Raw genomic sequence first — 25082 nt, 5'->3', positions numbered from 1 at the left:
TCATTGCGAGTTCCTGTTTCAATCTGAGGCGACTTTTATCACGTTCCTGGGGGGCGTCAATGCCCGGAAAAGGCACTTTTCTCAATTAGAACATAACGTAACTCTAAATTTTTAACATCAAGTTAATGCTAATAGATGCGGTCTAACGAAATTCTCACTTCGGCACGAGATTTTGCGCAATTTAAGTATTATTAAACTATAGTTGACCAATCGCGGCTCTAAAAAAAATTTTTTGCCCAATCAGGTTTGAAGGGAAAGCTGCGGCGAAATCCGCTCTCCTTGCCAAGGTGGCCATCGCGTTCTTGCTCAGCTTGAGCTGCTCCGCACATTCCTGAAGAGAGATGTAGGTCGCTCGGAAGCGCTTGATCTCCTCCAAAGGCACCGCATGCCAGCTCTCTCTGGGATGCTTGAGTGGAGTTGTTTTGATGAAACCATTAGTCAGAAGGTCGGCGAAACCTGTAGTGTTGAGCCTGAGTAGCTCCCGTGCGGCATCGGCGGTGACATGGCCGTCTGGTAGGTGGGCTTGGCGAACTTCGTCGACGCTCACCCTCAGCGCAGCCAGGATTGGCATACCTGCTTTGGTCGCCACTGACGGAAGCCTGCCGCCAAGGATGTACTGAATGATTTCGGAAACCGATGAATCACCCCCAGTCCTAGCACCACGGATGTCGACCATTTGCGGACTTTCATCAACGGTGCAACTCTCGAGCAGCCGGGTGGCTAGATCGACCACGGCAGCCCGCGACACAAATCCTTGAGGAAATGACGCCGGCGGGCGGGCGACAATACCGGCTGCCAGCAGGGTGTTGAAAGTCCGCAAGTTGCAGCCGAGAAACTCGCGGGCCTCTTTGAATGACCAAACGTCGAAAAAATGCTCTCTCGCGACGGCGGCCACGGTTGGATCGAGCAGTCCGGCCGCTCCGGCCGGCGCCGTCAAGCCTTTAGCTCTTAGGACACGCTTTACGCGGTCGATCGCGACACCCGCGTCATTGGCAACTGATCGCACTCTTGAAGCAGCCGAGGATGAGCCTGTTCCAAACATCGATGCGCCTGGCGCAACCCGGCCAGAGATCGCGGCATGCTCGACCATTGCAGAGCGGAATAGGTCATATGAGTTTTGCGACCGGCTACGGTCTAGAGTGATGTAGAGGGCGCCGTAGAGGCCGTGCGGCGAACAGCTCCCGGCAGGAGCCAGCGACGCGATTTTGTCCAAGCTTTCGATAAAGCCGCGGCGTCCGGCATGAATGGCGGCGAAGCCCAGGTCTCGGACTCCCACCATTTGCTCAGCGGGAATTGCGCGTTTCGACACGCCGGGATGAGCCATAGTCGCTCCGACGATCTCGCTCATCACGATAATGGTCTCCAGAGGCAGCGCATCCAGATGCGGATTTTCTGGCACGCCTGCGGCTAGTCTCCTTGCCGCGTAGAGTTCGAAATGCTTCGGCTCGCGGCAGGGCCCCGGATCGAAGAGAGCCGGCGTCTGCTTTCTGAGCTGTTCGATGATCGCGCAAAAATCTTGGCTGTTAGTCTCCAGTCCCTGCGGCTGGGTTGCCTCTATTATCGGTCTCCGGTGTTCTACGCACGTCACGACCTGAGGAAGAAGCCAGCAATATCGGTAGTAGGGTCCACTGAGCGGATCGTTGACGAGGTCGGCTGCAATGCAGTCTGGACAAAACCGGAGATGCATTCGGCTTAGCCGGCTGTTATCAAACCGTTCTCGGCCCACGCGGACGCGGGTTCCTTGGTCTCGTTCGACCGCGGCATGCATGAGGCGATCAGGTGAAACGCCCATGATTTCCGATAGCCTTGTTACCTCGCCACGGTCTCCCAGCTTGATTTTAGCGAGGTTCACACCGAGGTCGATGCAAAAGGACCGCATCCGCTCGACGCCATTCGCTCGGGCCGACCTCGATACGAAACTCGTCAGGATTTCGTCGTCGTGGATGTGGACTTTTAGCATTCTTGGGAGAGCCGTTGTTTATCTCGTTTAGGCGGCGTTCGAGTGGTTTGGTTCTGTGGTCAAGCCAGGGCATTTCAACGAGCCGCCAGCCGATACCGCTTTTGTCCCGATAGAGTATCGGGGTATTGGCTTAACAGGTGATTGAGACAGGCCGGGGAGGCTTCGTTGAAGGGCCGTGGTGCCGACGCCAACATGGTGAATTACAAGCCTTGCGTAGCCGATTTGGGTAATTGCGACCAAGGCCAGCAATGCTTTATCTTCCCCCGTTTCCAAGCGCGCCATCATCGCTAAGCTAGCCAAACAAAGCGCTCTGAGATCGGGGGGGACGGGATGGCTTCAGTTGCGGCGGGTGAGGTGAGCGATGCTATACGATCGAAAGTCGATCCGCTTATCAGTCGCTTGTTCGACAGGTTTCCCTCTCTGCGCGATCTCGCTTTGAGTGAGCAAAGCGCTCATATTTTGCTGGAAAGCGTTCGATCCCTGGCGGGGAAACAGACCGAGCGAAACATACTTTCCACGACGACGGTGTTCCTTACCACCCTTATCATTTCGCGAAAACTACAGAACAGCACAAGGGTCTTTATGGAGGAACCCGGAGGGGAGCTACAGCGTCTGGAAGCTTGGGGAAGTACTCTAACTGGCAATCATTCGCGTCAACTCGACGAACTGATCCGCGAGTTCTATGCCGAGAAGCCGTCGCCAAGCATGAATCCATTCGAACGGCTGCCGCCGCTAGAGATGGTGTCCGACGTAGAGATCGGTCCGGGACTGTTGAGAGTATTGGAGACGTTGACGGCCTTTAGGGTCGTTAGGATCACCGATATTGTGCTTCGTAGCATTGAAGAACCCACTACTGGCTTGGCCGAGCGGATCAAAGACCGTGACCTGGGTGCTTTGATCTCTGCGCTCAAGACTGGCACCAAAGCAAGCATGGGTCGGGCTCCTCACATGAAGAGGGAGGCCGAAAAAGACGAGCTCGCATTAAATGTCAACGACTATGCCGAGGCATTGGCGACGATACTGCGTGCGGCTAAAGGGGAGTTCACTTTCGCGCTCTTCGGCCCGTGGGGGAGTGGCAAAACGACAATCACCGGACTTTTAAAATCGATCCTTCAGCCTCAACAGAATGACAATCCGACAAATTCGGCATCAAGGGACACCAAAGGACAGTTCCGCTACGAGGTCGCGATCCACAATGCATGGAAATATCGGACGCCGCCGGAGGCGTGGATATATGTTTACAAAAGCTTGGCTGACTGCGCTGCGTCAAATCTCGGTCCGTTCGGGAAATTCATGCTTGCGGTTCGCGCCTCACACATTCGAAACGGCCTCTGGCCGTTAGTCGGTGCGCTGAGTGCGCTGGCTCTGCTACTGATACCCATTGGAGCTACACTGCAACTCGCTGCGATAGCCACATCCCTTGTCGGTGTGGGTGCGGTCACTCAGATCGCCGCAATCAGCCCTAAAGTTCAAGCAAAAGTGCGCGAACTCTTCGTCAAGCATGCCAGATTGACATCGTCACCAGAAAGCTTGGGTATGCTCGCGCTGGTCGGTGAAGACATAAGGGCATTAGTTGCCGCCCGGACTGTTGATGATGGTGCTAGCCCGATCGATGCAGGGGGAGCAATAGGATTGCCATTGGTCGCGCTATTCTTCGTCGCGGTCGTTTGGTGCGTTGGTATCGCATATCCAGGTCCCCAACCTGGCGTGATACTCATGATCCCCGAACTGTTATCATCCGCGCTACGACTACTGGGCGTCAACCCAAGTCAAGCTTGGTGCGAAGCCGAGTGTGTCGAATTGACTTCTTGGGCTACCTGGGCGGGATGGATAATTCTGTCCCTTGGCATGACGATCGGCCCGTGGCTTCTGATGAGCGCGAAGTCTCCCAACCGCATGCTGTTGGTCGTCGACGATCTCGATCGCTGTACATCAGACGAAATGTTGGATGTGATCGAAAACATGAAGCTTCTCGTCGACGATCCTTCTCTCAGTGAGCGCTTGCAAATCTTAATGCTTGTCGATGAGAGGATGCTAGGCTTGGCAATCGCTGAGCGGTACCGTCTTTTGATTGAACAACGAACCATTGAGTTGGGAGCGGTTCCACTCGCGGGATCGATTGCCCGCGAAGAGATCATCGCCGAGCAAAAAGAGAAGTTGTTCGCCTGCCATCTTCGACTGGCAAATCTGCAGGATAGCGAAGTGGGAGCTGTAGTTTCGAGCCTTTCATCAAGTGATCTTGCACCCTACAGACAGCGGGCTCGGGAGAGTGAACTTGCGCGCAGGCGGGAGCAGCTGGAGGATGAGCGAAACAAGGCTGCCGAAGCCGACAAGTCGAAGAGAGCTCTCGACAATGAATATGACGCGCTAGTTAAAGGCGAATATCACGAGGAGGCTTTGATAGATGTCGATGGGCCGTCAACGAGACAGGTCCCTCGAGCCGTTCGGCAGACCATCCCAGACGCCATCATGCCGCCGACAGCCGAAGAGCGAAAATGGCGGATCGAGGAAAACGAACGGATCAAAGCAAGGAACGCTAGAAGACGACAGGAAAGTGACCTTAGCCCGGAAGAACGGCTTAATTTTAATCCGGATCTGGTATCTCGTCGCCAAAAAGCAACGGAAGAGGCAGAAGAACGGCGAAAACGTCTCGCGGATATGGAGGCAGACTTCTCCGAGCGGCGTTCAGAAATCACTCCTCCCCCATTCACCGATTCCGATGTTCGCTTTACCTCAGACGAAGTTGATGATCTGGAGCGCCTTGTTCCGGATTATTTTCGGACCATCAGACGACGGCCGTCGCCTCGAGCTGTCAGAATGCTACTCTTCAAGATCCAGCTGTTTCGTCTACTTGTGCAAACTCGGTTACCAGGCCGATCCATAGACAGCTTCTCGATCAAGAAAATCCTTGGAGCGTTCGAAAAAGCTGCGCTTGGAGATGAGCCAGCGCATGCCGATACTGGACAAGAAAAAGCGGAAGACGAAATGGTGTCGATAGCCAAGCAGGTGATTTGAGAGGATACGCCCGTGCTCTTTCACCAATCTTTCCACTAGAGCCAACCGAGCTGGCAGTTCATTTCCGATCCAGCAAACGGGCGAAAAAATCGGAGTCAGAAGCTTTTTCGGGCGAAGGCTTTTGCTTCATTCTAGCTAGGCGCGCCTCCAACCTTGCAATGATATTCTTGTCTGTTAGGTCGAAATAATGACGACCATATCTAGCATCTTGCTTGAAGACCGCTTGAACGAGCTCGCCGGATTGAAAGCTTTCGACCAAGTAGATTTCTGCGGTCGGACCCTCCACGCTCTCGCAGTAGAAATACCTCAGCGGATCGTACGAAAAGAAAAACTTCCCGGGCGTGAAGTCGCCGCCGCCAACCGGTAGGATGTTGGCGGGAACTTCGATCGCTTTCTGTGACGACAGATCTCGATACCGAACCATTGGAGTGCTCGCAGTGAGCTCGAACCGCGCATTCGAACTTAGAACCTTACCGAGTACCCCCTTCATATGAAGCACGGCTTCTTTGATGTTGCCTTCCTTTAAGAAGAACGAGTCAGGCGGAAGTATCCGCTCACGGATATTGACGCGCCTCGTGACGGAGGTATCCAGCGCGACTGGCTCGCTCGCTGCTTGGTTGATTGCATCGCCAAGGGAGCGCCCGCCTGACAATATTGTACGCTCCACGTAATATGTCATCTGGCTCGGCTCATCGGGAAGCGTCAACGTCTTACCGTCAGAGTAGACCAAGTCGAGCTGCTCGATGACGTTCATGTGCTGCTCGTGATTGACGACATTCACTTCCAATCCGCTAAATGGCTGCGCCCCCGCCTTGCTGACAACGATGTGAGCCGACCTCCTGTCCATGCCAGGGTGTTCGCTCGGGAGAACTTCCAAGACGAAGAGATCAATTCCGTGTTTTTTGGCTACATCGATCGCGCCGCTTTGGAAGCCCGATGTGCTTACAAAAACAGCTTTGTTGATGCCGGCGTCGCGAGCTTTTGTCACGAAAGCATCCATCGCCTCAACGGAAACCCTTCGCGACTTATGTTTGACCTCGTATCCCATTAGGATTGAGTGCATGCCTGCGTTTAATTTTGCCAATACGTCGAACTGGCGATTTCCTATCTTCACGTTCCACTGAACGTCTGCTTCGGAAATTGTCGCCCTTTGAAGTGCGGCCGTAAGAATCTCGATGTATTTGTCGTCGGTGATCATCGTTGCCGGTCGTGATGTTGATCCATAGACCGGCGATCGTGTGCGAATTCCGGGATTCGCACAAGGCAGCCAACAGAGTGCTGCTCCCGCAATTTCCTGAAAGCGACGCGCGGCGCAAAGCGATCATCAATCCAGTGGTGACCCGGCCTTGCGTGGCCGGAAGATTGCCACCGTCCGGCACATCGCTCAGTCTGGATCCCGTATGCGAATCGCAGGGTGGGGTTGACTATATATGGACGGATACAAGATCGCGAATTACGGCTTCGACACTGTCGAAGAGGTTACGAATTCCGTGGGGAAGAGCCTTTTCAAACGTGTTGTTTTGGAATGGTCTAAACCCCAAACGATAAACGTCGATAAGCCGTTTTTCACCGACAACCGACCTCTTTTATATATCATCATTCGCAACCATCACTCGGCGAAGCAAAAGGACCGCATCCGATACATTGGACTATCGACCAATCCAAACAACCGCTTCCAGAACCATCCTAAAGCCCAAGAGTTGGCAGCTCTAAGAGGGCAAACCTCCCTGAGCTACGCGTTTCTGGATCAAGCCAAATCCGCGAAAACCATCCGAAGCGAAAAAGGCGCGCTAGAGCAGATTGAGCATATCTTGATCTGGAGCCTTTGGTATCAGCTTTTGAACGACAAAAAATTATTCACCCTTCCGGGAATGGGTAGAAATGCCGGTACGGCATGGCACATAATTAATTCGGGCTATCGGTTCCGAGGCCAAATGCCACGGGAAATCGTCTATCCTTGGATTCTGCACAAGCACGGTCGAGATCGTTCGTTCGTACAGAAGGTGTTATCTAATGACATTTCCGATTTAGGGAAGCCAGTCGAGTAGACAGATGGCTATTCGTATATTGGCGTAGGATGGCCGAACGATCCTTTTGAAGTTCACGGGTCGTAGCCGTCAAGTTGTTATGCCTGATTTTCTCCGGCGTTTGACCCTCAATGGAGATGCATAGGACACAAGTGGATGGAACGGTCGAAGCAAAGCGTCCCAGCCGCGGGTATCGATTGAGCTGGCTTAGAAGCACCTTAACACGTTAAACGACACCGGAGCGCGCCATCAGCAACTTTAAGCAAAGAATCTCGTTGCATTTCCGTTGGCCGTCGATAAGTATATCTTCGAATTTCTCTGAAGAAGGCGGACGTGGCCATGCCTAAAACAGACGAAGCCGCAGCAAGCGCAGACGTGGGTCGTGGCGTGAGCGGAAAAGCGCTAGAAAAGCCGACTATATCTGACGATGTAAACCGCTCATTTGCCCCCAAAAGCAGCCCGAAGCGGGTTTGGCTAACATTCGACGACGGACCGCACCCCACACACACCGACACGGTACTGAAAGTGCTTGCCAAGCATAGTATTACTGCCACCTTCTTCGTTGTTGGCAAAAACGTTAAGAGCTACCCGAGCTATGTCAAAAAAGCGTTCGATGCCGGGCATCGGATAGCGAACCATTCCTATAACCATCCTCACTTGAACACTCTTGGAAAAGACGCGGTCAAGAAGGAGATTGAGGACACACACGCGCTCATCAAAGACTATCTTGCGGATGATTGGATGTTCCGGCCGCCCTACGGGGAACATAATGCAACGGTCGATAGCGTTGTGTCTGATCTTGGATATCGCACCGTACTCTGGTCGGTGGATACCAAGGATTACGCCGCCGACCACCAACCGGATGGCTGGGTAGATGAGGGCTTGAGCGGCATCAAGAAACTATCTAACAGCAAGGTTTTGATGCATGACATACATCAAACGACAGCAGCTAACCTGGACGTGTTCATCACCCGCATAAAGGCACTCGGTAACGTCACGTTCGATGACAGTAGCCCTATACTTGTAGCTTGATGCGCGAGTAGGCGCGAGAGATTTTGCTCCTAAGGCTTTTAGCCCGCGAGCGGATCTGCAGCCGATGGCGGATTTGATAGTACGATAGCTGCTAGCCGACGCCTTCGAGAATTTCGACGAGCATCCGCGTAGTAGACAGCTTTTCCTGGTTGAAAAATAGTTGGAACTGTAGGATCATTTCTTCTGGGGAATTGCATCTAGAAATGTACAAATAAAGCCACGTCTCTTTTGTTGAGGCGGGTTTTTCTCATGCCGGAATCTTCACCCGCAGAGCCTTTCAAGTTTTCTTTGTGAAAAGAGACATCGCGCCCGCACGCCAGTACGCCAAAGACCAAGTTGGGAGGAAGCAATAGTGCTAGCTTTCAAGCTTTACGGGAATTTTGTCTGGCCCCCAATAGCAGGTAAGGCCCCTTCCACTGTCGAGTCTAGGCGGTCCGGGACGATCTCGATCCATTTCTGCGAGAAGCCGAACGGAAACGGGGTCCACGCCGAACTTCGTGCACTTTTGTCTTGGGTTCCGACGCCGCCGCCGGGCGAAACCCAGACAGAGAGTTTGGACCTCGAGCACGCCAAAGACCTTTACTCAATGACGCCACAGGAGGCGTCGGCGTACTTTGAGAAGAAGTACAGGGAGCAGATAGCATTTTGGATCGACGAAGGAAGCTACCTCTCTGACAAAAGCCTCGCGAGCGCCGATTGGCTTTCATTCAGGGGAGCATTTCTGTTTGAACAATATCCCGCAACAGAAGACGTGCCCGACGTTCAGTGGCCGCTTGTTTCCGCGTGCCAATATTATGCAGACAAAACTACTTATTCCCTTCTTGAAATTGGAAGTTTTAAAACTTCGCCGCTGTTCCGCTTCAACCTGAACCTACCCCTTCCCACCCCTCGGACACGGCTCTCGCAGCCGTGGCGTAACGTCGAGGCTTTTCCGTTTTCGGCTATCTACAGCCCGATCAGCCGCACTAGCACCATAGAATTCGACACACTGGTCGGCGGTTGGGTGGCCGCCACCTCCAGCGGGGGCGGAAAACCAACTAAGACATCGTTTGTTTTTGAGAACGATAAGCTCCCGGGGCAAAGGCTCGGGACGTTCGGATTCTCGGCATCGGGCGTTTTCAAACACGGATTTGCGATCTATGCCAACGAGGATGGCGTGGAGATGGATCGCCATTGGCCACGGTTCAAATGGTTGGCGTTCACCGACGTCCTGTCACGTTACGGATTTGATGTGGGGACCCATCAAGAGTCGCCTATTGATACCAAGAACGATGGACCAATCGACCTCAGCCTCAGGTTTCTTCCAGTAGTCGACAACCGTTCACAGGGCGGTGGCTTTGCAAGCGGACTCGTCTTCCGTGTGGCTGTGACGCTGCCAGCCAAAAAAGTGGCCGATCAGGACCTCAAGTTTGGCGGCTCCGTCTTCACTGAATTCCTGCACCTCAGAATGCGCGAGGAACTGGCTGGAGAATTTGGTAACGACGTACAGATTGCAGTGCCGGCGGAAGATATTGAAGGCTGGCTTCACATCGGGAAGACGGCATACCTCGACTGTGAGGTGAAATGGGAGATCGCGTCAGAAGACGTTTGGACACACGATAAGAGCCTCGATTGGACACCGCTGGTCAGCATTCGGATCTCGTGGCAGGAGGAAATATCAAAAGGGACACTCGATCGCGGTGTCGAGCCCAAAAACCACTTTAGTTCCGGCCTGCTGGACGCGGCTGGGTACAGCCTGAATCAAACTCGGAGATCTTTGCTCGGCGGAGAAGCCGGCCTTCCTCACTCGTTCCTTCCGAACATCGAAAACCTTGAATCGCAGAATGTACGTTTTGTACTTCACGGCGAGCCCATCCAAGGTCAAATTGATGATGCTGGAGTGCTCCATTGGGGCACGACTACGCAAACTGCCGAGAATCTCTCTGCTGGATGGAAGCGTCCGCCGATGCGGCTTGGGCTGGCCTCAGACAGCGATCGACTTGGCGGCAATGTTCCTAGACATAGGGACGAAGGGCTCGACAGTCTCAAATTGCGAGCGGCCAACTTCACATTCTTCCGCGATACGCAGACTGAAATGACGATTACGCTCTCGCCCGATTGCGATTGGCGTCCAGCTAGCGCCGGCGCGATTCAGTCGGACGACCAATTTTTTGCGTCATATAGCCTAAAAAGCGAAATTTCGAACGAATGGTCCGGGCGACTTGCGTCCATTCATTTCGTAGGCTCTAACAGTATCATCGACGAGAGTGAAGACGGTAGGCTGAGAGTAGGCGGAAGTGGCCAAGGAGCATCGTCTACAGGAATCCATCTCGTTTATCCAATCGGACGTGTTGCGGTCGAGCTGCGGCTCTTCTTGCCGGTCAACGATATAACACCCATAAGCATCGACACCGATCGCATGGACCGCTCTGGTCGAGCAGCGCCGTTGCTCATTCCGTTGCCAAATGCACCGATCGCAGACAAGCAGGCGAAGGCGGCCTCTTACTATCTAACGGCTGTAGAGACTATTTCGCCACGGCGAGATCGGCTTTTGAAAGCCTTTATCGACGAGAAGGCGACTTCGGACGGCAACAAGTCTTACGTTGTCCTCTCGGCGGAGCCTTTCTCAATCTATCGGTTTACAAATGCCGCCTTGAGTGATCGTGGCGACGCCCTGAGTTCGGAAGTCGCGACCTATTCGAGTGACCAAAGGATATGGCAATACAAGAAAGTTAGCGAGCACTATCGCTACAGCTACCCGCCTCAGTCAGTTGGAGAGAGCGCTGATAAGCCCCGAAGATTGGAGATCCATGACCTTCCGGACGGTAGCACCGAAAATCCGCCGCGGCCTTTCCTTCTAAACCTTCGTGACGACGGCGCGTTAGACGAAGAGCTCAGTGGTCGGCGACGCCGAGCGGTCGAGTACCGCCTTACTCCATCTACCGACATTTGGATCCGGCCGAACGATCTCGAGCGTAGCTACTTCATGCCGGAACAGTCGAGCTACGAAATATTCCGTCAGTCTAACGCATACGGGCTGGGTGCAGCCCTTGCGTACCTTCGGGGCGAATTCCTCTATGGCATGCCAGTTGGGATTGATGTTTCAAAGGAAAGCTCAATCTCGCGAGCTGCCCGGATCACTGAAATTGAAGCATTGACCGGCAGGCTCGCAGGTCCTGCCGTGCGTACCAGTGAAATCAATTTGTCCAACCGCTGGAATGCATTGCGAAATTCTGTCGCTACTAGGCCGGAAAGGCTCGAGATATGGGCGAATGATCCGCAGTCGGCGGTCGACTTTACACCAGCCCGCTTTTCGGATGGTGTCAGCTTCGCGTTGAGACACACTGCGGTACATCGAGCACCCGTCATACAAATCGACGGCGATTTCGCGCGTGAGGATAAAGAGGACTACAACGCTTTCCCCAGGGTTGGCGGCCTCTCCTTGGGCGCAGCCGAACCGCTGGAGAAGCCTCGTCATCACCCACAAGGTTTGAGCGGAGGGGCGATTTGGCCTGTCGAGTCCGTTAACCTCTTCCGAATTCTGCTTGATACGCCGGAGTCCAATGGTGGCGCTATCGAAGGCATCTCCCTGTCCCCACACGGCGGCGATGCTACACAACGCGCCGAGTTCCTTGGTGGGAAAGTGACCATCATCAGTCAAACCCGCAACGGTCGAGTGGAACGTCAGCAAGTTGAGGTCCTGGGCCGCATTTGCGCGTTTTGGCACCGCGCAAAGCATGTCGTTGTATACGAGAGGACAGTCAACCCATCTGCCCAATTTGCGCCAAAGGCAGACGAGCATCCCGAAACGCGCTCTCGCCGGCCGATACTCCGGAAGGTTCGTGAATACATTGAACTACTGCAGCCAGAGCGCGGTTATCCGGACTTCAGCACAGCAACACCACGCAGCACTGGTTTCTTGGAAAAGGTCCGGTTCAACTCAAAAGTCATCAATGTCGACAGCGCGTGGGCTACAGAGGTCGGACAGTCAGGCTGGCAAATTCCCCTGTGGCATCGTGGCAGCGCCCGTGAAAGGCCGCAGGTCTATCCCATGCCTGACTGTGTTTTTGTAACGACGGCGGAAGGCGACGGGGATAAGCCCGTGGCATCACAGGCCTGCTTGGATCCGGATTACCTGTTCTTCTTTGCTGACTTCCTAGCAACAACCTCTGACACGAATCTGTGGGAGCCGCGCCTCGATCTTGATTATCCGAATATGCCGACGTCACAGGAGATATCAAAAGCAATTGATGTCAAATCGTCGTCTGACCCGGCATCAGGCGGAGAAGGCCGGCGGCCTAACGTGTCACGATTTCTCCCAGGTCTGCGCCGTTTCACCTGGAGGCTCGCACCAGCTTCTCAAAAGACAGCGGTCAACGCGGGAAGGTCCGCGACGCCTGTCTACGTGGGCCTGGACACCGTCACGTTCATGCGTGCGACTCATCAAGCAGACGCGCAAAAAAGTGTCGAGTGGCAAAGCTTGGAAAAGCTCTTAAATCCCAAAATCAATCTGGATACGGAGCGCAGTCTTTCTAGGGCATACTGGGAAAGCGACGGCACAGGGTTCGCGGTAGACAGTGCACAGACGTTCGCGAAATATTTTTCTCCGTCCTCCGAGCTACTGTTAGCCATTAAAGAGCGAAGGGTAAGCGATCTTCACAAGGAGTGGCTCGGGTTGGCCCAAGACCTTTGGCCGGACCTCAGCGATAAAATAGCTAATGGATTCAATGATATTAAGGATGGCGATTTTAGCGGCTACATTAGTCCCGTTCCGTCCCAAAAGGTCTGTGCCAAGCTCAAGACCGACGCGGTCGGCGTCATTAAGCGCAAGACGATACTAACCTGTCAGGCGCTTTCCGACTGGGTGGCCGACAGCGACAAACTCCTCGGAGAGCTGATCGATAAGAGCATCACAAAGAAAGAACTGATCGACGGTCTTTCGCGCGACGCTATCGATTACATTCGCCCCATTTTCAGGGAGGCTTCACAAGACGTCGCTAGCGTTTCGAAAGGCATCGAGGTTGCCCGCGGCGTTATCTTGGACTTCTCGGTGGAGATAGAAGGTGTACTGAAGCGTGCGAGGGATCGCGTAGAGCAATTCGTTGCAGGCTACGATCAAAACAAACCTTGGTCGGACGAGAGGAGAGCCGCTTTTCGGCAGGGTTTCCAAGTATGCCTGAGCAGTATCTCAGGCGATATTGATGCAGCGATTGACGAAGCTAGAACTCGCCTCGCGACGGAGTTGAACAGCGTTACGCAGGCGATCGGCGGCCACGTCAGTCTGGGTTTGAAGGCGTTCAGTATTGCGGCGACAAATGCCCAGGACAGCATCGCGACCGTTCAAGGGCTCATTGATCGGTTTCTGTCCACCTTTGAAGATTACGTCCTGGCCGAGACGGGTCAGCTAGGAATTCTGAAGGGACGTGTTGCAGAGGCGTTAGAAGACAAGACCTACGAGCCCCTCAGAAAAGCGATGCTGGCGGCATTGGACGTCATCATCGATAAGTCGCGAAACGCCGCCACGACTGCGCGAGCGGTCGCGGCTACCGTAGACACAGCAGCGGACAAGGCTGTGGGCGAAATTGAGATTGAAAAAGGAGAGGTCAAAGCTGCGAACGATCGTCTTTTCGCGGATTTAGATGCCGACTTGACCTATTTCTTGACCGAGCAGTTCAAGGACGACTTAGAAAATCTGACGGACCTGAAGGATGACATTGAGGACTCGCAGAGACAAATAGAGAAGATCGTGGCGGACATCACACGTGAAGTTGATGTCCATCTCAAACAGATCGACACAGCGGTAAAGGCACTCCTATTACCCACTCAATACTGGCTTGCCTATAAGCTTGATGACACCGACGAGAAGCTCGCAAAGGTCACCAATATTCTGATGGCTGCTGCCAAGGATGCGGGTGACTCTCTAGCGGCCGTGCAATCCGCTCTTGCCCCCGAAGCTCTATTCGAGAAGGTAGTCGCGGGTATCGTGGCGGAGGCTTTCACCTTCGTAATTTCGCCATTGCCAGATCCGATCGCTCCCGATCCTGCGGCGGTGGCAGCAGTCAGAGGACGTCTCGGCCTCCTGGCGGAAGAGGTCGGGAGCCGCATTCAGGGTATCAGCGCTGATGCGCTAAGTGGCGTGGAGGCGGTCTCGCAGGTTTGCGAGACATTGAACGAGGGGGTTGCTGAAGTCGCCGACTACCTCAGCGATATCAAGCAGCGCGGTGTCGAACGACTCCAACAGACATTCGATGCGCTTGACAAGGAGATATCCGGACTGACCGTGATCAATGATGCCGAGGGTCTGCTGCGTAGGGCATTGGGGTTCGAACGGAATGTCAGAGGAGTTTACAACGACCTGAGCCGCGCCTGTGAAACGGCGCGTGCCTTTGCTCATCGTGCGTTCGATGCATTTAGCAGGTTGGATGAGGGAGGGGTTCTGGCGGCTCCCTGCAATATCCTCAAACTTTACTCAGCGGTTACAAGCGCACCGGAAATCGCATCGCTGAAGGCCGATATCGACAGGATACGCGCTGGTTTCGATGAATTCGCGGATATCGTTGACACGACGAAAGCAAATGCGCTCTTCAATCAGCTGGGTGACGAACTCAAAGCGTTGGGAATATCGCTGCCGTTCGACAAGATTTCCGATCGGCTGCTGGCAGCGGACCTTTCCGATTTTGATATTGGCAAAGTCTTCCGAAATTTCGGGGGGCTGAAACTCGATAAGCTCTTCAACGGCTATCGGATTCCCTCCGGAGTGCGAGAAGCCGTCAAAATCAGCCATGACTTCGACAAAGAGCGTGCACGGGCCTGGGTGCAGATTGATATAGATGCACCGATGCCGGGGCGGAGAACTCTCTTCTCGTTCGGATCGTTCAAGACCGATTTTGTAGATATGCGTTTGACCGGAAGAGTGCGCCTCGAAGCGTCAAAAGACCAAAGCAAGGTAACCCAAACTGGATTCGGTCGTATCGGCACCACGATCGATACGGTCGTGAGTGGCCAATCGATGGTTCGCTTCGAGAAGTTTGGACTCAATTTTTCGAAGGAAAAAGGGCTCGACATCGAATTTGACCCCAAGAACATTCGGCTAAACCCGTCTCTTCAGTTCATTCAGGACTTTCTGGGGACCATCTTCCCGGACGAAATTGGTGGCCTGAAAGTGGTAAAACAAGATGGCATACCAGTGGGCGTAGAGCACGAGTTTCTCACGCCGAACCTGTCGCTAAACTTCGGCACCAGCGGCGTCTCGAACATTTCGATACAGAACCGATTTAAGCTTCTGGCATACCCGAACTTCGTCATTTCAAATCAGTTCAATGTGTCGACGCTAGAGCGCCCATTTATTTTCTCCATATTCATTATCGGCGGTACGGGATACGTTCAAATCGAATCCGAGTATCAGCCACTGAGAAATCAGCTTTCCGTGGTGGTTGATGCCGGCGCCGGAGGCTCGGCCGCGTTGGCTTTTGCTTTCGGCCCGTTCTCTGGCCAAGTATTCATCACACTTTCCGCCGTTCTCAGTTACCGCAAGCTAACAGGGAATTCCGGCGGTGGACTGTCCGTTTCCGTTGTGCTGGTAATCGCCGGCCAAGTGGATGTGTCTGGGATCGTGACCGTCGGTGTGACGATCCTGTTGCGCCTGTCATACCGAGACAGCGGCCAGATCGATGCAGACGGTCAACTAACCGTCACCATCCGCATTTCCTCCTTCTTCAAACTTACAGCCCGCGCCAACGTGAAATACAAGCTCCGGGGCGGTAAGTCGGAAACAGCCATCAATACCAGCACCTCTGCGGAGGGTGAAATTGCGCAAAAAGCACAGAAGCTCAGAGAGGCTGCAGACAGACTGCAAGGCGCGAGGAACTGAGATGGAACTGCATCCAAACCCCATTATCTATTGCGTTGTCGACTCCGAGCCCGTTTCGTTTTGCGATGGAGACGCCACCAATGCCACATTGTCCTTCGCAGTGAACCTAAGCCTGGAATGCCCAGCAACAGGCGAGGTCGATGCTGAATCTGAAAAGCTCGCCAAGGCGACCTTCGCCCATTTCCTGGAGGTGCTTCAAGGTCTCACCTTCGGAGTTTTCGATTATAAGGAATTTGACGCATTTCCCCTCAAGCCAAACTTCGTCCTGGAAACCGTCTTCGATTCGCTTGTAGGAGATCCCGAAGATCTCGTCTCTTGGCTGACACAGCAGGACCCTAACCAGGGGCTTGCTACTCCTCAAACCAGATATTGGACCTCGGCGGTACAATGGTCGCCGGATATTCCACAAGATGCGACGCTTGCGGGAGCGTCCGACCGGTTGCGCGCCGTCCAGTCTTGGAATGCCCCGGTCGGGCACGCATTTAGGCTTACGCAGATAGTTCGTGTGGACCCTCGCGTCGTTGGATCAAACTTTGTCATTCTACCGTTTTTCGAAGGCGACGTCGGAATTCGACCCGAGCCAAAGCTGAAGGATAGGCACAATCCCGATACAGTCGATGAGGTGATAGACGTTGAGTACTGGCCGAATGGGGGATTCGGGCTCACGATCTGCCGGACAAGCGTCTTCTACGAGGGGAAGTTTCAGCCCTTCAAGCCTTCTCAAGTTGACCCGCTTCTTCTGGATGATGACGGCTATTTGCTAGTCACGCCGGACAGCGACGATGTCCGGCGGTTTCTGAAGAGAATCGAAGAACGCTCGGCTTCTTTGCTTGTCCCGCACGCGGCATTGTCCAGCAGCGAAAGCAAAACTGATTACGGCGCACTATTTTCCCTCAACGTTGTGAAGGAGAAAGACCGACAGACAGTTTCTTCCCCCGTTGTCGAATGGTTGGTATCCACATGCATGATCGCCATGCTCGACAACATCGCGCTGGGAATCCTAAAGCCGGTAAAAGGCTCAGCATCGAGCGCTGCTTCAGACGATATGAGTGAAGGAGAGATACTCGGACCTTTGATTTCAATCTTCATCGACAAGTTAAACAGTCAGGTCGTGGATGAACACGTCGCTACAGCCCTGGGATTGATTGCGAGTGACGCCCGCAAAATTACAGCCGCAATCCGTAGCGTAATAGTAGCCGGAAATGTCCTGCTGAATCGATCGGGGTTCGATCCAAAAGCCGTCGGTCGCGTTCTCCTTCATGTCTTCGGGAAACCCAGCACAACTGATCCGGAAGGAGAGCGTTTGGCCAGCGCTCTGTTGAACGCATTCATCTCAAAACAGCCGGAGTCGATTGACGAGCACCTCTTCGGATTTGCGGTCGAAAATGCGGCAAGTCCTCTTCCAGTCATTTCGGATGCACTGTCCGCGTTGGTCCAGCGGCTAGGAGATGAGACCGGAGCTGAGAGGGCTATTATCGCGTTCATAGAAGCTTCCGTCATCGACGACGTCAACCCTAGCTTCTCAGTTGAAAGACTGGCCGCTGCTATCGCGACCCAATTGCTTGGCTCCATCTCGGTAGGGGGCCCAGAGCTGCCCGACGCACTTGAATCAGCGTTCGTTCAGACATGGCTCGCTTATCGCTCCCTATTGGATGGTCCTTTCAATGGGGCGGAGGCAATTCGACGCGCCGCTGGCAATGTCTTCATGAGGCTGCTCGTAGCTTTCGAACAGGATATGATATCGGTTGCCAGCCGATCAGAGATGCTTGCTAGCGCGGTCGCCGGGAGCGACTATTTCGTTGCAAGGGTGTTGGGAGGAACCGGAACGACGTGCTTTGAAGGGCTTATCCCGTTCTTGGTGATTCCACCGTGCCCTTTGCCCGAGATATCCAAGGCCACAGTTCGGGACCATTTGCGGAAAGCATACGGACGGTCTGTCGCCGAGCCAATTTCGCCCCCGCCGAGCGCTCGGTTTGTTCCTGACCCTGCGCCTGAACCGCTGACGGTCCAGATTGCCTCCACTTTCGATCCAGATAAGACAGATTTGTTCGGTAGACGTCTCAATGGAATTGCAGTCGCCATTAAACGGGTTGATGACCGCTCAAGTCCATGGGCTCATGCCCACCTCGCAGACATCACCTGGATGAAGGCGGTCGATGGCACGCAAGTGATCGTGCCAAACGTATTACATCCTATGGTGCCGGCATTGACGGACGGAAGAAGCCCGATGTTCATCGAGTACGAGGGCTTTCCCTTCGCGGACCCCGCGTTCGCTGAGCGTCTTGCTGATAATCAGGCGGCGGCACGCGCGCCTAGCACCCGGCCTTTCTATACTCAAGGACCCGCGTCTTTCTCTTCGGGGAATTTCGAAAAGCTTCCTTGCCTCGCTTATGGTCGAAAATTTCGATCATTTGCATTCGTAACTAGCAATGCAGGCACCTTGCCTTACGAACTCCAAGGAAGCTTACCGTGGATGCCAAGTTCGGATGTAGAGCCCCCAAACAAAATGAGGCGGGGGAGGGTAAGCTATCGACGGCGAACCGCCATTGCCCAGATGGGAATTGTCGAGACCGGTCAAACTGGGCGTCCTGCGTCCATTGGCGCATCGTTGAAGGGCGTTCACCCACTTGCCGCCGATTATCCTCGTGCCGGCATAGTCTGCGTGAAAGGCATGCCGGGATCCCTAGATCTCTTTCGTGAAGCCGACGGACGTGGAAGCATCCAACTTCCACCGCTCGGGGAGCCCCATAGTCCGGAATTATCTTGGAAACTGAAAGAAATAGACTGGACCGGAAAGCCGTCACTGTTGACTATCCGAATGTTCGACGGGCCTGCTAGAACACCCAACGAGAAGCGGTCTGAAACCGTAACTGTCGACAAAAAGCTAACCGGCCTGGACGTCATCGAACTCAGCATTCGACAGACTAAGGTTCACGAGGCTTCCGGAACAAAATTCACAAGATTCCTGGAGATAGGCGATGGGACAAGGACACTGGATCGGATCCCGATAAAAAGTCCGAATTCAATGGCTGTGTGGTTCCGCGTTGAGCTGCGCACAGAGGACAGTGCTCCGGCCGCAATGTATTTTGCGAATATGGTGGGCAAGAAGTCGGAAACGATCGCAGCTCCATTGTTGATCTTGGCCCCTGATACAAGTGAATGGAACAGCATCGCTCCGCGTCGCGTTGGCGCGCAAATATCGAGTCCCAGAGTGGGGTTTCTCGACTTCGAGCGATGGATGGCTAATAGCGACCTTCATGAACAAGCCTATGGTGCTTCCGGGAATAAGGCGGTGGAGCTGTTCGAGCAGGCGCTAACGGATGCCTATATGCAGCGCCACCTGGACCCAAAACTAGCAGAATATCTCACTAGATTGCCGGATCCATCAGTAGCGGCGATCAACGTCGATTTTTCGGTAGAGGACGCCCTCACGGGCAAACCAAAGGCCCTTACATACTTTAAGGAACTTGACCATGCACTGCTGGACTTTATAAACGGTCTCAAGCTGCCTCAGAAGACACAGATACTGACGGAGAAATACAAACAGGGGCTTAGCCCGCACGAGCGCCGCTTCGTCAACGATCGAGTCCCCTGGACTCCGGCAGAGCTAATATCAATCGTATTCGCTCCCCTCGACGAAGCATTTAAGTTCGATATCGACATTTCGGCGGGGACGCACAGCCTTGATTGGACCGGAAAGACCATCGCTGTTCGGGCCGCCACCGGGACCGTCGCCAAGCTAAGCTTTGAAGCCCTTGTTGCGTCCGAGCACTTTGACGATGGCGAAATGCACCCGTCCGTATTCGATAGAAGAATGCTTGAGTATGCCACTCGTAGTTCGTCAGATTTCTTCGCATTTCCCAGTTCGGCCCTGCGCGTCGAAGTTATGTATAACTCGGCTGATTGGATCGGGATGAATAAGCTCGCGCCAAAGTACGTCACTGCAGAACCAGTCGGCACATCGAGGCGCTACAATCTTGTCTCAACTGGAGAAATCGACGCCGCCGAACGAAACTCGTGGCGACTTGTAGGTGAGATTGACGTTAGCACTCAGCTTTGGCGTCCAACTGGCCGGCCGATTTATCACTACGTCCATCCTCGTGATTACCTCGTTCAGGGCTTGGGCCTAGACGTACCGGCTTTGCCGATCGACCTGGTTTTGGGAGGGAAAGCTCTCGAACTCTTCGAGCAGGAAGCGTTCTTCGATCGTCTCGACATCGATCCTGAGCCTATCACCCAAGTGTTGGCACCGCTTCCGGCCCAGACAATCTTGCAGCAACATGTTTGGGACCCGCCTTCTGCAACTTACTTCAGACATAGATTCAAACTGAGGTCTCGATACGCTGGTGCGCTTCAGCTGCGGAAAGACCGCGAGGTTCAGACTTGGGATCCTGAAGAGGAAGGACCCTTTGCTTGGATGCTCAGGGTAGCAATGTTGGCCGATCAATCGCGTATTCCTATCACGCGTCCTCAGCTGCGGGCCTTGATTCCCCTAACGTCGGCTCCGCACGGCGAAATCAGCCAACGGCCGGCTCCGCCAGTTTCAGCGGTGCTCCAAGAACGTCCCTTCTCAAAGGGGGGGCTGGCTGACCGTATTATAGGTGAAGTTCGAACTGGCATTGGTTATGGCTTCCCATCGGGAGGCGTCGTTGAAATCATAGATTCCCGGAAGGAGTTTGGACCATCACCTGAGCTTGATTATCGTCCTTCCAACTACGACACGACGCTAGGAATTGCTTTGAGCGTAGAGGGGCCAATGGGCCTGACTTTTGACGATACTGATGCTGCCGCTCCAGCCTTCTCCAACACCATGATGCTGCTCCGACCTAGAGCGCTTCTGGGCAATGATCCTCCCTTGGAGGAGGCCTTTGCCGGTATTGCCATGCGGCGATATATCGATCCGCATTGGTCTGTAACTCGGGTCGGATCGCCCAATGAAACAGACGAGTTGGTACTCGCTGCGGACCGCAGTTGGTGGGTTGACCTGGGCCAAGCCGGCGGGCTTCAATACCGAATAGCGAGCCAAGGCGCTCAATCGTTGTTGACGATCACAGCGTCGGAACGACTTATTACCATAACGGCTAACAAGAGCGCGATTGATGGCGTCGCGAGAAGCGATAACGAAGTTGTCGTTGCGAAGGTTGATCCCCGGCGAACTGGCGCTCTCTCCCTACTCCATCAAACGTTCGCCCCAGGCCGCTTTTCACTTTCAGTGCTTGTGAAGCCAACTCAATCTAAAACAACCCGCGGGGAGTCCAACCTACCCGAGACGCTGTGTAGTTTCGAATGGTCGCCCAGAGGTTCTTCAGGCGACAAGGAGTTGTCCGAACCCATTCTGCTGATCGTTGGAAACGCGGGCGAGAGCGGTGCTGTGGCATATGAAACTACGTCAAGTTCGGAGACGAGCCTTAGCTGGATGAGGATGGGACGTGACTTCGGGTTCACTACCGTTGCCAGAAGTGTGCCCGGCGATCACGCCGAAACGGAATTGATAATAGAACCCCACAACGTCAAGCACCTAACAGCCGCCCGTGAGAGCAATAGCGTTACTTCACTCGCGCTTGAGAGCATTTCTGACGCAGCCTGGCTCGCGCCTTCTACTTTGAGGAGTCCTTACCCGCTTCATGTACATCGCCACCTAGCACTTATTGCCACTCGCTATCGCGCAGAACTTGGTAGCCCGGCAGAGATGTTCTGGGCAACGGCGATGCGGACCGCCGAGAGCGGTTGGCGGATGGTTGACTTGTCGGGAGACTCCATTGATTTAACAAACGCAACTTCACCCAACGTGCGAATTGTCGAGTTTGAGACCCCGGCAACAATCCTTTGCGCTAAAGAGGTCATAGCGCCCGCTGCATATCTCAAGAGTTACGTGGATTTGTTAGCTACAGGATACCGCGCTAACAGCGAACTGCGGATGTCACTTAGGTTCGTAGGGAATAACAAACATCTCCGCGGCTTCACACAGCTTAGCTTACTGCTTTCACAACCCGATCCGTCGCAATCAGCCAAACCGCTGGAATTGTCCGTGACAATATCCAACACAGATATGAAATTCGCGGTGATGTTGGAGGTAATTCTTAATCCTGTAGCGTCGGCCAATAACAGAGCGTCTGGTTGGGTCATCTACTCTGACGGGTCTCGTGAGGCAGTTGCTTTCAAGTGGGATGCGGGGAGAGCCTTCGATCTCAGTGCAATTGGTGGGCGGAAACCTGGCTTCTTCGTAGAGATGACGGCAAAAGGGTCGGGAGAATTCTGGGCAGATTTTTCCGTACTGCACGGCCAACCTACCGCTGGTGCAGGGTTCGACTTCAACTGGCTATTTTCCAAAACCAGCGAAGGCGGAGATCCGTCGGAGCTTGTTAGTAGCCGAGTTCTTAATCGTATGGTCGAAGCGCAGGCTCGGATTGTGTCCGTGTCGCCGCAGATCAAAGTCCGCGCCTAATCTCACGCTGTTCCAAGTTCTATTTCCAAACTCGGGGAGGATGGACTCTTATGCTCGTTTTGTCAGAGCGCCAATTTTGAAATGTTGGAGCGTGTTTAACTGTCCTGCGGTTGCGCCGCCAATTTCGTTCGTTGCTAAACGGTGTATCTCTGACCTTCAGAGAGGTAGCCGAATGAATGCACTTCTCCGCCGGCTCCGCCTGCTCTGAAATCGCCGGAACGACTTTGCCAGCGAGTTGCCCTAAATTGTCTTCTTGGAAAACGTGACGCGGACGGGTCAACATAACGCCGAACTCTAGGATCGCAGAAACATACGCCATGAAAATCGTCGTTGGCGATCCTTCCGAACAAACATCTATATCGCCGGGCGACGTCCTATCGTAGGGTCCGCCTCGAGCTGCGCACCCAAGTCGCGTTGGGTAACTCTGCGTACTGCGTCGGCAGCGACAAATTGCGCTCGCATAGCAAGCATCATCAGCTGATGACGTGTCATCCCATGAGACCTGTAGCGAGTTCCGACATAGTCGGGGAATCGCGCGCAGGCCACTCGGAGCAAATCATCTGACGCTCTTGGACGCTCCGTGATCAATGCTTCCGCGGCGTCTGGAAGACGGTGCGACAGTCTGCGATATCTCGGTTCTTCCCATCCGATTACAGATAACGCTCCCTTCATTGCCAACTCGGCGGACAGGCAGGCACTCTGTACCGCGGCGTCCAAGTCGAGGTCTCCTTGAAGAGTGCGAGCCGTTGCAGCAATAGACGACCTGGCGTTCGAGAGGAGTTCGTAACCCTCGGCATTTCCATGCTGGAGATCGTCAACGCCGTAGGCGAAGTCGATCAGGTCTCCGACGCTGTGAAACGCCCTCCACGCTTGTTCAGGCTCCAATCGGAAAAGGAGTTCCAGTTCCTGGCGCGGAATCTCGATGCACTCGACGGGGTTGATTGCGAACTCGCCGAAACCGACATTGACACGTACTTTATACATTCGGTCTCGCATGGCGACACCACCTTCGAACAGTGCGGGCATGCTGAAATCTCCCGAAGGATACAGCTGTCGGTAAATGGCCATTAGCGGACCCCAAATACTTTCATCGAAAATCTGGCCGACGATTTTTTGATGCTTCATCCAAGCCAACGCAACGTGAAACGGACGTTGATGTAGCTTCAAGTCCTGGCGGATGAGTTCTCGATCCTGTTCGACTACGAACTCGGGGGGTATCGTCGTCATCCATTTCCTCCGGTGATAAATCCAACAATAGAGCGACTACGCTTTTTGGATGAGGTAGCACATCGGTGCGGCAGGTGAGGCTGGCCTGCACCGACAGTCACGCATTTATACACAGGACTGTTAGATCAGCGATTGAATCCCACATCGAAGTGAGATGCTGCGGCGACGGGTTGAACGTTGGCGAGTGCACCCACGCGTTCATAGTGGCCACGGAGAACAGGCGGTCTCCATTCTGCAGGCGCTTGCACTCGTCGTGATATTTCTTGTCGATCTTCTTTTTAGCAAAAAGGTCCGCCGCAACCTTGCCTGCACGGTTCGATAATTTGTCCTGCTCGTGCACCGTCGTCAGTTCGGTCTTCGTGATGTAATTATCGAGAGCCAACTCGACCAGAACCCTGAACATTACCGCAATTGCGTTTGGATGCTCGGAAAGCTTGAGGAAGAATTGAAGCTCCTCCCATATGGCCTTGAGACGCTGTTGCTCACCGGACCATGTGACCGCATAGGTCAGATAGTCCGGGATCAGGGTAGTCCTCTGGTCTGGCTTTGGAAGCGGTGTCGGCCGCGGTGGCGCAACAGGCAGCGGTGGTGACGCCACTTTCGACCCGGCGTGCGTGGAGGCAGGTTTGGACTGCACCTGCATCGCGGTAGGCAAAACGCCTTCTCGCTCTAGCTTGTCGAGATAGGCTCGCTTGCCTGCAACGTCCCAAATATCGCCCAGGACAACGTTCTTGGAAGCAAGGTCTTCCGCCACGCGATGGAGGGCGTTCAGAACGGCAGTTTCTTCGCGGGTATATTCGAAGTGTCCGCGGGAAAGGCTGAACCCCAGTCTGCTGCGATAGGCGTCTGAAGACAGCAACCTGTTCATGTTCGATCGCGGAATCTTGCGGCGGCGATCCCAAAGATTGGCCTCCACAAGCTTACGCTCGACCTCGTCGGAAACATGAACGCCACTTGCTTTCCCTGTGCGCCCAACGAAGTTCGCCTTCATTCGATCATCCCAGGTGCTTTGGCCAACGCCGTTCTGGGTTCCCGTGTGTCGGCGATACAGTATCTCGTCGATCCGATCGCGGTCGGTCTCCACTTGGCAGGTAACCTTGTCTGGTACTGCGTCAGCCGCCTTCTCACGCAACTCCGAGAAGAAGCGTTGTAATTCCAACGACGGGGCGCGCTTGGGATTCGCGAGCAATTTGAGGCAGGTCACGCGGCGATTGCCGTCGAATACGATGAATTTTTCTGCTTCAGGCGAAACTAGAGGCGGATCGTATACGCCACCTTGGGCCACGATGTCCTTGGCAAGGTTCCGCATGTGATTTTCGCGATTCTTGAACAGCCAGCCAATGGCTGCTGTTTCGTTCTCTAACTCACCGTGTCGATCATTGGCGCTGTTTACCAGCAGCGCGGAAAGAGGCAGCGATCTAAACGACATTTTTCCTCCAAAGCGCAATAGGACATACTAGCAAAGCTACATTCGCATCGGCCCTTCAAATACTCGGCGGTGAGCTCCGAAGTCAGCACTTCGGCTCG

At 54.1% G+C, this 25082-nt stretch carries 9 protein-coding genes; 5 read left to right on the top strand and 4 right to left on the bottom strand.

All coding sequences use genetic code 11. From position 1 onward, the window contains the following. Positions 1 to 196: 196 nt before the first annotated feature. On the bottom strand, positions 197 to 1960 hold the full coding sequence (locus JZY08_RS16390; protein WP_216332574.1) for a TniQ family protein: 1764 nt from the start codon (positions 1958 to 1960) through the stop codon (positions 197 to 199). A gap of 330 nt (positions 1961 to 2290) precedes the next feature. On the opposite strand from JZY08_RS16390, the gene JZY08_RS16385 reads away from it, so the two are divergent. Further along, positions 2291 to 4975, top strand: coding sequence for a P-loop NTPase fold protein (locus tag JZY08_RS16385; protein ID WP_216332572.1), 2685 nt, complete (start codon positions 2291 to 2293; stop codon positions 4973 to 4975). 58 nt (positions 4976 to 5033) lie between these two features. Here the strand turns inward: JZY08_RS16385 and JZY08_RS16380 are convergent, their stop codons facing one another. Continuing rightward, positions 5034 to 6173 (bottom strand): restriction endonuclease, encoded by a 1140-nt coding sequence (locus JZY08_RS16380; protein WP_216332570.1) that lies wholly within the window; start codon positions 6171 to 6173, stop codon positions 5034 to 5036. 232 nt (positions 6174 to 6405) lie between these two features. On the opposite strand from JZY08_RS16380, the gene JZY08_RS16375 reads away from it, so the two are divergent. The 4 genes from JZY08_RS16375 (at position 6406) to JZY08_RS16360 (ending at position 22328) form a co-directional block, all read left to right on the top strand. Continuing rightward, on the top strand, positions 6406 to 7023 hold the full coding sequence (locus JZY08_RS16375; protein WP_216332568.1) for a hypothetical protein: 618 nt from the start codon (positions 6406 to 6408) through the stop codon (positions 7021 to 7023). Between the two features lie 318 nt (positions 7024 to 7341). Further along, on the top strand, positions 7342 to 8034 hold the full coding sequence (locus JZY08_RS16370; RefSeq protein ID WP_216332566.1) for a polysaccharide deacetylase family protein: 693 nt from the start codon (positions 7342 to 7344) through the stop codon (positions 8032 to 8034). Positions 8035 to 8620: 586 nt separating this feature from the next. Further along, complete coding sequence (locus JZY08_RS16365) at positions 8621 to 15883, top strand: hypothetical protein (RefSeq protein WP_216332564.1); 7263 nt, start codon at positions 8621 to 8623, stop codon at positions 15881 to 15883. A 1-nt stretch (position 15884) separates the two neighbouring features. Continuing rightward, on the top strand, positions 15885 to 22328 hold the full coding sequence (locus tag JZY08_RS16360) for a hypothetical protein (RefSeq protein WP_216332562.1): 6444 nt from the start codon (positions 15885 to 15887) through the stop codon (positions 22326 to 22328). A 354-nt stretch (positions 22329 to 22682) separates the two neighbouring features. Here JZY08_RS16360 and JZY08_RS16355 read toward each other — a convergent pair whose 3' ends face one another. Continuing rightward, a complete protein-coding gene (locus tag JZY08_RS16355) occupies positions 22683 to 23555 on the bottom strand; it encodes a hypothetical protein (protein ID WP_216332560.1) in 873 nt (290 codons plus the stop codon). Between the two features lie 97 nt (positions 23556 to 23652). Then, a complete protein-coding gene (locus JZY08_RS16350; RefSeq protein WP_216332558.1) occupies positions 23653 to 24984 on the bottom strand; it encodes a hypothetical protein in 1332 nt (443 codons plus the stop codon). Between the last annotated feature and the right edge of the window lie 98 nt (positions 24985 to 25082).

Source organism: Rhizobium sp. X9, from assembly GCF_018873185.1.
Classification (GTDB): Bacteria; Pseudomonadota; Alphaproteobacteria; order Rhizobiales; family Rhizobiaceae; genus Agrobacterium; species Agrobacterium oryzihabitans.
This window is presented reverse-complemented; position numbering and strand designations above follow the sequence as displayed.